Source organism: Pseudomonas sp. NyZ480 (genome assembly GCF_029537255.1).
Classification (GTDB): Bacteria; Pseudomonadota; Gammaproteobacteria; order Pseudomonadales; family Pseudomonadaceae; genus Aquipseudomonas; species Aquipseudomonas taiwanensis.
Map to the genome: position 1 here is coordinate 4,671,607 of NZ_CP120626.1, position 11,474 is coordinate 4,683,080.

General features: G+C 60.5%; 11 protein-coding genes and 4 tRNA genes. 7 read left to right on the forward strand and 8 right to left on the reverse strand.

From position 1 onward, the window contains the following. Positions 1-859: 859 nt before the first annotated feature. From P3R38_RS21410 to P3R38_RS21425, 4 genes are all read right to left on the reverse strand, one after another. Positions 860-1,768, reverse strand: a complete 909-nt coding sequence (locus tag P3R38_RS21410) for a hypothetical protein (RefSeq protein ID WP_277686585.1) — start codon at positions 1,766-1,768, stop codon at positions 860-862. An 893-nt stretch (positions 1,769-2,661) separates the two neighbouring features. Then, entirely contained in the window at positions 2,662-3,984 is a 1,323-nt protein-coding gene (locus tag P3R38_RS21415; RefSeq protein ID WP_038410338.1) for an integrase arm-type DNA-binding domain-containing protein, read from the reverse strand. Positions 3,985-4,145: 161 nt separating this feature from the next. Continuing rightward, positions 4,146-4,221 (reverse strand) — tRNA-Thr (locus P3R38_RS21420). A gap of 71 nt (positions 4,222-4,292) precedes the next feature. After that, entirely contained in the window at positions 4,293-4,703 is a 411-nt protein-coding gene (locus tag P3R38_RS21425; RefSeq protein ID WP_023382437.1) for a pilin, read from the reverse strand. A 214-nt stretch (positions 4,704-4,917) separates the two neighbouring features. On the opposite strand from P3R38_RS21425, the gene P3R38_RS21430 reads away from it, so the two are divergent. Genes P3R38_RS21430 through yacG form a run of 4 tightly spaced genes read left to right on the forward strand, consistent with a single transcriptional unit; the run spans position 4,918 to position 7,815 of the window. Beyond that, a complete protein-coding gene (locus P3R38_RS21430; protein WP_277686586.1) occupies positions 4,918-6,126 on the forward strand; it encodes a type II secretion system F family protein in 1,209 nt (402 codons plus the stop codon). Positions 6,127-6,128: 2 nt separating this feature from the next. Beyond that, positions 6,129-6,995 (forward strand): A24 family peptidase, encoded by an 867-nt coding sequence (locus P3R38_RS21435; RefSeq protein ID WP_023382439.1) that lies wholly within the window; start codon positions 6,129-6,131, stop codon positions 6,993-6,995. Beyond that, a complete protein-coding gene (coaE, locus tag P3R38_RS21440) occupies positions 6,995-7,618 on the forward strand; it encodes a dephospho-CoA kinase (protein WP_023382440.1) in 624 nt (207 codons plus the stop codon). Before P3R38_RS21435 ends, coaE begins: the two co-directional genes overlap by 1 nt. Beyond that, positions 7,615-7,815 (forward strand): DNA gyrase inhibitor YacG, encoded by a 201-nt coding sequence (yacG, locus tag P3R38_RS21445; RefSeq protein WP_023382441.1) that lies wholly within the window; start codon positions 7,615-7,617, stop codon positions 7,813-7,815. The genes coaE and yacG overlap by 4 nt, the downstream gene beginning before the upstream one ends. Before the next feature lie 135 nt (positions 7,816-7,950). On the opposite strand, the gene P3R38_RS21450 is transcribed toward yacG, so the two are convergent. After that, the gene (locus P3R38_RS21450; RefSeq protein WP_049818811.1) at positions 7,951-8,601 is read right to left on the reverse strand and encodes an energy-coupling factor ABC transporter permease; all 651 of its coding nucleotides are present in this window, start codon (positions 8,599-8,601) and stop codon (positions 7,951-7,953) included. Between the two features lie 138 nt (positions 8,602-8,739). On the opposite strand from P3R38_RS21450, the gene P3R38_RS21455 reads away from it, so the two are divergent. From P3R38_RS21455 to P3R38_RS21465, 3 genes are all read left to right on the forward strand, one after another. Then, positions 8,740-9,369: a DUF1780 domain-containing protein gene (locus tag P3R38_RS21455; protein ID WP_023382443.1), complete on the forward strand. Its 630-nt coding sequence runs from the start codon at positions 8,740-8,742 to the stop codon at positions 9,367-9,369. Between the two features lie 132 nt (positions 9,370-9,501). After that, on the forward strand, positions 9,502-9,675 hold the full coding sequence (locus tag P3R38_RS21460) for a DUF3094 family protein (protein WP_023382444.1): 174 nt from the start codon (positions 9,502-9,504) through the stop codon (positions 9,673-9,675). 84 nt (positions 9,676-9,759) lie between these two features. Then, a complete protein-coding gene (locus P3R38_RS21465) occupies positions 9,760-11,055 on the forward strand; it encodes an NAD(P)/FAD-dependent oxidoreductase (protein WP_023382445.1) in 1,296 nt (431 codons plus the stop codon). Positions 11,056-11,226: 171 nt separating this feature from the next. Here P3R38_RS21465 and P3R38_RS21470 read toward each other — a convergent pair. The 3 genes from P3R38_RS21470 to P3R38_RS21480 all read right to left on the reverse strand — a co-directional run bounded on the left by P3R38_RS21470 (position 11,227) and on the right by P3R38_RS21480 (position 11,465). Beyond that, positions 11,227-11,302: transfer RNA gene (locus P3R38_RS21470), tRNA-Lys, on the reverse strand. Positions 11,303-11,308: 6 nt separating this feature from the next. Then, positions 11,309-11,385, reverse strand: a tRNA-Pro gene (locus P3R38_RS21475). Positions 11,386-11,389: 4 nt separating this feature from the next. Continuing rightward, positions 11,390-11,465: transfer RNA gene (locus P3R38_RS21480), tRNA-Asn, on the reverse strand. Between the last annotated feature and the right edge of the window lie 9 nt (positions 11,466-11,474).

Consider the following 11,474-nt stretch of genomic DNA (forward strand, 5'->3'; position numbering starts at 1 on the left):
GCCGACGCTCTGCCGTGAAGTTCCTGGCACACCAACTGGATCACTGGTTAACAATCACCCGTGCATTTGCCGCCTGCTTCGGTCACCCGCTTGAAAGTGGGCTTTGCTTGACTCCCCTACTCGACCTCTGGCCAGAGCTGCTCCGCTGCAACGACTACCAATCCGGTGGCACTGATGCTCAACGACAACGACTATTGGTGGCCGACCGGCTTCTGACGTTGGCGTTCGAAGCAGCACCTTCTCTAGAGCACGCTGAGGTTGTCAACTACCTGGAGGCAGTACAAGCCCGGGGAGTTTCCGATATTCCGCATCTGATCAGCATCGTTAGTGTGCTGGCCGTCCGGCCCGAGTTTCAAGCTCTGGCCGGGGCTACAGCCAACATCGCCAAAAAGGCCATCGAACGAGAAGATGAGGTCAAGCAGCGAGCAGCGTTGTTCGCCGACTTAGCGCGAGCGGTATCGCCAGCCAGCCAGCAGGAAGCTGTTGTCTACTTTCATCGGGGCTTGGAGCAGATGGATGCCGTCGGCTCTGGCGACTATCAGTTCGTGAATGAGTTGATGCAGTTTGCAGCCTCCCTGCATGGCGAGGAGCTATCGGATGAGGACAGTCATACGCTTTCGAACATTTGCGAATTGAATCTCGGTGAGGAGGAAAACAAGTTCAATTGGGGCCTGTATGGCATGGCGATGGCTAGAGTCTCGGGCGTGAAAGGGTTGGCTAAGCTTGCGCGGTGGGAGGATCGCGGTAGGGTCACACTTGATTACACACTCCTCCCGTATGTCAGGGCGTTGATCCATTTAGAGAAGATCGATCCAGCGGCTGCCGTGGCAATCCTTCGCACTGCTAATCCGGCAGAGCTCTATGTGTGCGGTACTGAGCAATTGATTGAGACCCTAGAGCTTTTCGTATCGGCTGAGATGCCCTTCTCATGGCTATCATTCGCGAGCTTCTCTTTAGCCTTCGTCTCGAGCTCAGCCTTCAAAGCTGTAATGAGCTCCAGCCCTTGTAGTTCCGCAGGCATATGCAAGATTAGATCAGCCAGTTCTTGGGGGAGCAGATGTCGCTCAAGGAGGTTTACCTCCTCGGCGGCGCAGAGCAGCGCCTGCTTTGCCAGAAATGAATAGACCTCTCCAGACCAGTAATCGCTCATGTATACGTACAACGAAGGAGCAGATACTGGCGTGGCGACCAGGATGCCGCGGGCCTCTGTTTTCATTCCCTGCATCAAGGCTATTGATGCTGCTCGTAACAACCCACGGATGATCCGCGGATGTTTGTAGCCATGGTCCTTCTCTCCCACCCGCACCTGTCCGGCTTTTTCGCAAGCCTCCGCGAGCCTGGTGATCAGGACTTTTTGCAGGGATTGATCTCCTTCAACAAAAGGAATCAGAGCTGTCAGAGCTCCCGAACCCAACAACTCCGATTTCAAGAAAGCTTCTACCGCGCAGCTTTGGAGGCTCCCCAAATCAGCGCCCAGGCGTAGGAGGGGTACTAGAGTTTCGGCCACCTCAAAGGCATACCAATCCATCCATACCGCGAAGTCGTGTGCCGCACGTTCACTCTCCCCTTTAATGAGATAGCAGAAAGGCACGGCAGCCATGTCCAAGGCAGTCGGGTCCGCTCTGTCGTGCTGCAACTGACGTTCGCGGTCTTGTTCAAACCAGTGAGTTCTCCACTCTCTAACCCGGTGGGCGTGGTGATAGGCATCTGCTAAATCACCGCCAAGACCATAAGCAATCGTCAGCCGCGCGTGACGTGTATTGGTCACCTCATCTTCTGCTTTCTCCGATCCTCGCCCCACGTCATCCCGCCAAGAATGCTGAGTGTTATCAGGGATCAAGGCCCCTGCGACCTGTGGGGAATGTCCTCTACGCGGGACTGGCGGCTCCTTACGTCCGGGAGCAAGGGCATCTCATGATCTGGCCTCCTGAACACCGTTACCGGTGGGCGGGTGGAAGCAGTGCTGGCTGACTAAACCAGCGCCTGAAGATCCTGAGCCAGGTGCAAGCAGCAATGCGATGACCGGGGGCATGCCTGACTGTCAGTCAGGTGCAGTCCATTCCCTGGTCTGCGGCACCATCGTCTACAGCGCTGTTGCTGGTGACATCGGCGTTTGTCACGCCGATTGTCACGATGGGGATTGCCGCAAAGCCTTGTGCGATCAGGGCTGCAGCAGTGTTAGAAGTGCCCGTCTCTTTCCAGAAGAAAGAGACGGGCACAGGTTGGCGCAAAAATTTGGCCAAGCGGATAGGTTGCTGCAGGGCAGCGAAGTACGGAGTATCTGGCGCACGAGCGCCATATGTATAAGAGCATCCATCACATGGGTAGTGACCGGGTGAGCTGCCGGATGCGAATCGCCCTTGGGGAGAACCACCGCCAGAGCGGCGTGACCTTGAAGGCTCTGGTCACCTGGGGTGCTGTCAACGACAGCCTTTGCACTGTCTTTTCTACGCCCGCAATCCGGGAGGGTCAAGCGATGTGCACCGCATGGTTTTGCGATTGAAAATGGTACTGGGCGTATACGGAACACCGTGGCACCCAGTGGCCGATGTGGTGCTTTTGATCTTTTTAGGTAAGGTCCATCCAAACAGGGCGGCTTTGCAGCCCTGTTTGGATGGACCCGAATGGAAAGCGGATCATCGAAACTTCAAAGCCGTGCGCTCACTCGACTGCGCCACGCCTTGCTCTTAGGCTAGAAACGTTTGCCCCGGTCTGATTCGCGAACTCATGCGGCGAGATATGCTCCTGCCGGTTCGCTTCGAGGTAACGGCTCCACCAACTCATGATCATTCGCCGTTCCTCCAGGAACTCAGCCTTGTGGATATACGCCGCTCGAACGTTGTTGCGCTCCCTGTGGCTCATCTGCCGCTCGATAGCCGTCTCTGACCACAGCCCGGATTCGACCAAGGCACTGCACGCCATGGACCGAAAGCCATGCCCGCAAATTTCGGTCTTGGTGTCGTAGCCCATGTTCCGCAAAGCGCTGTTGACCGTGTTCTCAGACATAGGCTTCCACGAGCGAGCGTCACTGGTAAACACCAGATCAAAGTACCCCGTGATCGCATGAATCTGTTCGAGTAACGCCACCGCTTGCGGTGACAGAGGGACCAGATGGATATCGCCCGCCATCTTCGTCCCTCTGGTCGAATACGGAACGCCTTCCAAAGCGGGCCGCGTATCCGGTATCTCCCATATGCCGCGCTTCAGGTCGAACTCACTCCAACGTGCGAAGCGCAATTCGCTGGAGCGCACGAACACGTGTAGCGACAGCATGACTGTCAGCCGAGTGAGCGTACGTCCCTTGTAGTTCTCGATGCGGTCCATCAACTCAGGCAGACGAGAGAGCGGGAGTGCAGGCCGGTGCGTAACCCGTGGCGCGCTGATGAAGCCCTCAAGATCATATGCAGGGTTCACCGTGATCAGCCGCTGCCGCTTAGCCTCACGCATGATGCTCTGTAGGTAGTTTTGCACCCTCAAGGCCACATCGATCGTGCCGCGTTTTTTGATCTCTTCCAGCGGCTGCATGAGGTCGAAGGTATCCAGATCAACGATGGCGCGTGCGCCGAGCAGCGGGAATACGTGAGTCTTCAAGCGACTCAACACAGTCCTAGAATGGCCCGGCGCCCACTTCACGGACATTTCCTTATGCCAGTCCAAGGCAACGCGTTCGAACGTGTGCCCTCTGACAACCGCCTCGGCCTTGGCCTGCTGCTTGGACGCGATCGGATCAATACCCTCAGCCAGCATCCGCTTAGTTTCCAGACGCTTCTGCCGAGCATCTGCGAGACCAATGACGGGATAGTTGCCAAACGAGGTCAGCCCCTCTCGCCCATCTGGTTTCACATACCGGAAACGCCAGCCTTTGCGGCCGTTGGGGTAAACGAGGAGGTAAAGACCGTCACCGTCGAAAAGCTTGTATGGGCGGTCAGTAGGTTTGGCCGAACGACATGCGGTGTCAGTCAGGGGAGCAGTAGTACGAGCCATAAGGGTAAACCCCTTTATCGAATCGACTTTATCCCAAACGTTACCCCTAAATCGGCTGGCAGCTGTCGGAATCCGACGGAACGCCATAACGAAAAAACCCGCCAGAAGGCGGGTTTTACGGGGGTTACAGAGAATTTGGTAGCCTTCGCTGGAACCTGAACTGGTGCCGGAGACAGGAATCGAACCTGCGACCTTCGCGTTACGAGTGCGCTGCTCTACCGACTGAGCTACACCGGCGTGTAGCGCAACGTACCACTGCTCGCACCCGTTACGCAAACTCCTGTTTCCCCTGACTTATTGCCCTGCCCTCAAGGCGCCTTGCACCCCTTCGGCGCGAGGTCTTCTTCGATGTTGGTCGCACAGCTCCAACCTGTGGCCGAGCGGGTCAGGGTGACGGTCTTGCCCAGCACGTTGGCCGGTGCATCCGCCAGGGTGCATTCGAGCGTGGCGCTGCCGTCGGCGGCCTTGCCGGTGGCGGTGATGGCGCAATGGGAGGTGGCGGGCTGACCGCCGAGGGCGGCGACGTCGGATACGTCCTTGCCTTCGTTCAAGCGCAGGTCCATCGCGGTCTTGAGCGCTGAAATCTCCAGCAAGCCTGCCGCCGCCTTGGTGCGGGACTGGTGGTTGGTGTACATCGGGATGGCGATGGTCGCCAGGATGCCAATGATCGCCACGACGATCATCAGTTCGATCAGGGTGATACCTCGTTGCCCTTTCATGAACATCTTCCTTTTCGATACGCGTACTCGTTGAGGTCACTCTCGACCCCGGCTGACAGCGGCGCAGTAGGCCTGATCAGACACCTTTTGTCACCCCTGCCCGTCTGGGCGTCATGTTCGCTGAACTACTCTAGTGAGCATCAGGCAAGCGCGCCCGACAATGGACTCGGCAAGCTGTTTCCAAGCTTGTCGCACAGGCACCCAAGGACTGTTCATGAGCTCATCGACACACCTCTACAGCTGGCATGGCACCGATACCGATGGCACGCCGGTCAGTGGCGAAACCCGCGGGCGCAGCCCTGCCTATGTGCGGGCGGGGCTGCTGCGCCAGGGTGTTCGGGACGTGCGGGTGCAGCGGGCGGGTTCGCGGGGTTGGCAATGGCCGAAGGCTCGGGAAAAAACCGATGCGCCGGGCTTCAGCCGGCAATTGGCGACGTTACTCAAGGCGGGCGTGCCGCTGCTGCAGGCGTTCGAGGTGATGGGGCGCAGCGGCTGTGGTGCGGGGCAAGCGGCATTGCTGGGGCGATTGAAACAGGATGTGGCGGCGGGCTTGGGGCTGGCCGATGCGCTACAGCGCCACCCGGGCTGGTTCGATGCGTTGTACTGCAACCTGGTAAGGGTGGGTGAGCAGTCCGGCACGCTCGACCGGCAACTGGAACAGTTGGCGTGCATGCTGGAACAGCGCCAGGCGCTGCGCAAGCGGGTGCGCAAGGCCATGCTGTACCCGGTGCTGTTGTTGCTGACGGGGCTGGGCGTTTCGGCACTGCTGTTGCTGGAGGTGATTCCGCGCTTTCAGAACTTGTTTGCGGGGTTCAACAGCGAGTTGCCAGCTTTCACTCAGTGGGTCATCGACTTATCCACAACGCTGGGGCGTTATGCGCCGGGGTTGCTGATTGGCGCGCTGGTTCTGATGGCCGGCGTGCTCCGGCTCTATCGGCAGCATGCGTCGGCGCGGTTGTGGATAACGCGCTACGCGCTGCGCTTGCCGGTGTTCGGCACATTGCTGGGGCAAGCGGCCTTGGCGCGTTTCGCCCGCAGCCTGGGCACCGCCTACGCGGCGGGCGTTGCGCTGCTGGATGCGCTGGTAACGGTGGCAAGGGTGAGCGGCGACCCTGTGCACGAGCAGGCCATCCTGCGCTTGCGTCAGGGCATGGCCAACGGGCAGGGGCTGAATCAGGCGATGGCCAGTGAGCCGCTGTTTGCGCCGTTGCTGGTGCAGCTTGTGGCCATCGGCGAATCCAGTGGCACGCTGGACGTGATGCTAGAGAAGGCCGCCAGCCATTACGAAGAACAGGTCAGCCAGACACTGGACCAGTTGACCAGCCTGCTGGAGCCGGCCATCGTGCTGGTCCTGGGCGTGCTGGTTGGCGGCCTGGTGGTAGCCATGTACCTGCCGATTTTCCAGTTGGGTAGTTTGATCTGAACATGACTTTATGGACTTTCCTGGCTGCGCAGCCGGCTTACCTGATGACCTTGGCCGCCCTCCTGGGGTTGCTGGTCGGCAGCTTTCTGAACGTGTTGGTGCACCGCCTGCCGATCATGCTCGAACGCCAATGGCAGCGCGAAGCACAGCAGGTGCTGGGGCTGCCGACCTCGGTGCATGAACGCTTCGACCTGTGCCTGCCGGCCTCCCGCTGCCCGGGCTGCGGGCACCCGATTCGTGCCTGGGAAAACATCCCGGTGCTGAGTTACCTGGCCCTGCGTGGGCGCTGCTCGGCGTGCAAGTGCCGCATCAGCCCGCGTTATCCACTGGTGGAGCTGGCGTGCGCGGCCGTGTCGCTGGTGGTGGCGTGGCATGGCGGCAGTGCCGCGCAACTGCTGTTGCTACTGTTGCTCACCTGGTGCCTGCTGGCCTTGAGCCTGATCGATATCGAACACCAGTTGCTGCCCGACGTGCTGGTGCTGCCAATGCTGTGGCTAGGCTTGATCGCCAATGCCTTCCACACCTTCGTACCCCTGAGCCATGCGCTGTGGGGCGCGATTGCGGGTTACCTCTGCCTGTGGAGCGTGTACTGGGTGTTCAAGCTGCTGACCGGCAAGGAGGGCATGGGCTATGGGGACTTCAAGCTGCTGGCGTTGATCGGCGCCTGGGGCGGGTGGCAGGTGCTGCCGCTGACCTTGCTGTTGTCATCGGTGCTGGGGGTGCTGGTTGGCCTGTGCCTGCTGCGTGTGCGTCGGCAATCGCTGAGTACGACGTTGCCGTTTGGGCCTTATCTGGCCATTGCAGGGTGGATTGCGTTGCTCTGGGGTGATGAAATATACGCCTCTTACATGCAACTACTGGGACTCTGATGACCACTGCGGCCTTCACCCCCTGGATTCTGGGCCTGACTGGCGGTATTGGCAGCGGCAAAAGCGCGGCTGCCGAACGTTTCGTCGAACTGGGCGTGCACCTGGTCGACGCCGACCAGGCTGCGCGCTGGGTGGTCGAGCCCGGTCGCCCTGCCCTGGCCAGCATCGTCGAGCGTTTCGGCCCTGGCGTGCTGCAGGAAGATGGCCAGCTCGATCGCGCCGCCCTGCGCCAGCTGATCTTCGCCGACCCGACGCAGCGCAAATGGCTGGAGCAACTGCTGCACCCGCTGATCGGGCAGGAGATCTTCAGCTACCTGGCCAAGGCCGAGTCGCCTTATGCGGTGTATGTTTCGCCGCTGTTGATCGAGTCTGGTCAGCACCAGAAAACCCAACGCGTGCTGGTGATCGATGCTCCGCAAGCGCTGCAGATGGAGCGCACGTTGAAGCGGGACAACACCAGCAGCGAGCAGGTGCAGGCGATTCTCAAGGCCCAGTTGGCCCGTGAGGAGCGCTTGCGCCATGCCGATGATGTGGTGGTCAATGATCGCGACCTGAGCGCGCTGCATGCGCAGATCGACCGCCTGCACCACTTTTACCTGACTTTACGAGGAGGCCAGCCATGAGCCAGCCATTGACCGTCGATTGCCCGACCTGTGGCGCACCTGTGGAATGGAACGAGCACAGCCCGTTCCGGCCGTTCTGTTCGGACCGCTGCAAATTGATCGACCTCGGCGCCTGGGCGGCGGAAGAACACAAGATTCCTGGGGCGGATGAGTCGGAGGATGAGCTGTATTCGGGGGATCTGGAGTCTCGGCATTGATCCGATAGCACGGTGCTCGTAAGGGCCCTTTCGCGGGTAAACCCGCTCCTACAGAGATCTCATGGTTTTCAAGATCGGTGCAGTACCTGTGGGAGCGGGTTTACCCGCGAAGAGGCCGGAACAGCCAACACACAATCACCGCTCATCCTCCTTCCACGGCGCCTGCAAATACCGCGTGCGGTTGAACGTCTCCAGCCACTCCGGGCAGAACACCACCAGCGCGCTGATCACCGTGCCGTTGATGAACGCCTCCGGGAACATCATCAACCACAGGTAGCCCACGAAGTCGCTGAGCCATTCCGGCATGGCGAATCGCCCATCCAGCCACAGCAACCCCAACCCCGCCACCAAACAGGCCAACACTGTCAGCGCTGCCGGGAAGAACCCGGAACAGAAGATGTAGACGAACAGGTTACGCGGCTGCGCCCGCTCGACCAGGATCGCGCACACTTCGGTAATCAGCACCGGCAAGCCAATCAGCAGCAGCCCGTTGACCCCCAAGGCCGCCATGTCTTGACGGCCAAGCGCCAGCAACCCGAGCTGGGCGAGAAAGCCGCCAAGCATCGCCAACGGCCAGTCCAGCAGCAAGGTCACGGCAGTCATGCCGATGAAGTGGTAAGACACGCCGGTGTCGAAGTCGCGCCTGACCAACCACAGCGCGAAGAGGCAAAAGACCGTGCCGAACAGCAGGTGCTGACGGCGGCTGTCGGTGAACAATTCCACCCAGCGCGTGCGCGTCGCCGCCCAGATCAACAGCGGTACGTATGCCAGCCAACCCACGGTCATGCTGGTGGAAGACAGGACCTGTGCGCTGATCAACTCAAGCTCGCTCCCGTTTCAGATACCCCGAGTCTACACCTTGATGACGTTTCCCACGGGCAAACAAGCTCTTACCGTTCACAATTGCCGACTAAGCTAGTTCACATGGATGACTCAGACTACCTGCGCCTGCTTACCATCCAGGCCGAACAAGCCAATGCATTCCTGTCCAATGCCCGCAAATGGGAGCGCGAGCGTTGGGTCTGCCAGCGTCTGCTGCAAGGCCTGAACATTCCCTACCGCAGCGAGGACTTTTCCCCCGCCGGCCAGGAACCGCCCGACGTGCTGTTCCGCGATGCGGCGTTCGAGGTGTTTTTCGTGCTCGATGAGGGGCGCCGGCTGAATGACGAATGGCGCGAAGAGCTGCAACGCCGGCGCAGCGCCTTTTCGCTGGCGCAGTTGGTGCGGCGTGAAGCGCGGCCAAGGCGGATCAGTGCCGCCGAACTGCTTGGGCGCCTGGCCCCGACCTTGCGCAAGAAGGCGCACAACTACCGCGAACGCGGGCTGGACCTGAGCGAGCTGGACATCATCGCCTTCTCCAGCCTCAAGCGTGAGGTGCTCGACCTCAACACGCACTTCCCGCCGCCCACCGAATACCTGCGCCAGGGCTGGCGCTCGCTGTCACTGGTCGGGCCGACCTTCGCCCGGGTGTTGTTCGCTCACCCCGATGCGCCGGACTTCCTGCGCGGCAACCTGGGGCGCAGTATCGTGTTCGATGTCGGAATCAGTCTTTGATCCAGTGCCGAGAGTCTTTGCAATGGCGTAAACTCGGCGCCAGGGATAGAAAGCATTATCATTTGTTTCAAGCGCTTGCGTGAACGCTGTGGCGTTCGCGCAGTCACAAACGTCTATCTGACGAGGCCCACCATGACCAGCCGACTGAATCCGGAAGATCAGCGTCGTGTCGATGAGTACCTGCGAGCCCCCCAGCACCAAGTCGAGCGCAAGCCTTTCAGGCCGTGGCTGCTCCTTGTCCTGGTGGTGGCCGTGACCATCGCCCTGGGCCTCATTAGCCGCCTGTTGAGTGGACTGGTGCTATGAGCTGCCTCGCGCTCGCCCTCCTCTCGCGCAGTTTGCGGCCGGCCCCCAGGGCCAGGAATTCCGTAAACCTTATGAGATATCCCCATGACTCATCGCATCGTGATTGTCGGCGGCGGCGCCGGCGGCCTGGAACTGGCGACCCGCCTGGGTAAAAGCCTGGGCAAGCGCAAGCGGGCCGAGATCACCCTGGTCGACGCTAACCTCACGCACATCTGGAAACCGCTGCTGCACGAAGTGGCCGCAGGCTCGCTGAACTCTTCGGAAGACGAACTGAACTACGTGGCCCAGGCCAAGTGGAACCACTTCAACTTCCAGCTGGGACGCATGAGCGGCCTGGACCGTGAGGGCAAGCAGATCCAGCTCGCCGCCACCCTCGATGAAGAGGGCCGCGAGTTGCTGCCGGCGCGCACGCTGGGCTACGACACGCTGGTGATTGCCGTCGGCAGTAACACCAACGACTTCGGCACCCTGGGCGCGGCGCAGCACTGCCTGTTCCTGGACACCCGCAAGCAGGCCGAGCGCTTCCACCAGCAGTTGCTCAACCACTACCTGCGTGCCCACGCCGGCGATGTGGCAAGCGAGAAAATCAGCGTGGCCATCGTCGGCGCCGGTGCCACCGGTGTGGAACTGGCCGCCGAGCTGCACCATGCCGCCCATGAACTGGCGGCCTATGGCCTGGACCGCATCCAGCCCAAGGACATGCACATCACCCTGATCGAGGCGGGCCCACGGGTGCTGCCGGCACTGCCGGAGCGCATCAGCGTGCCGGTGCACAAGACCCTGGAAAAACTCGGGGTGAAGGTGATGACCAACGCGGCGGTCAGCGAAGTGACGGCCGAGGGCCTGAAGACCAAGGATGGCGAAATGATCCAGGCCAGCCTGAAGGTGTGGGCGGCGGGCATTCGTGCGCCGGGCTTCCTCAAGGACATCGACGGCCTGGAAACCAACCGTATCAACCAGCTGGTGGTGCGCCCTACCCTGCAGACCACCCGTGACGACGACATCTTCGCCTTCGGTGACTGCGCCGCCTGCCCGCAACCTGGCAGCGACCGCAACGTGCCGCCACGGGCCCAGGCGGCACACCAACAAGCCTCGACACTGGCCAAGAGCCTGAAGGCGCGCCTGGAGAACAAGCCGCTGCACACCTATGCCTACAAGGATTACGGCTCGCTGGTATCGCTGTCGCGCTTCTCGGCGGTGGGCAACCTGATGGGTAACCTGATGGGCAGCGTGAAGCTGGAAGGCTGGCTGGCGCGGATGTTCTATGTGTCGCTGTACCGGATGCACCAGATGGCGTTGTATGGGGTCTTCCGCACGGCGATGCTGATGCTGGGCAGCAAGATTGGTCGCGGTACCGAGCCGCGCCTGAAGCTGCACTGACAGCGCGCTGAAACACCCTGTGGGAGCGGGCTTGCCCTCTCCCACTTTTTTTGCCCGCCAATCACCCGCCCCCGCAGGAGCCGGCTTGCCGGCGATAAAGCCAGCAAAACCCCAAAACCTAAATTCGAGACAAAAGAAAAAGGGCATCTCATTCGAGATGCCCTTTTTACATGGTGGGTCGTGTAGGATTCGAACCTACGACCAATTGGTTAAAAGCCAACTGCTCTACCAACTGAGCTAACGACCCTGAAAATGGTCGGGGTGAGGGGATTCGAACTCCTGACATCCTGCTCCCAAAGCAGGCGCGCTACCGGACTGCGCTACACCCCGAGATTGGCTCCGCGACCTGGACTCGAACCAGGGACCCAATGATTAACAGTCATTTGCTCTACCGACTGAGCTATCGCGGAACTGAACTT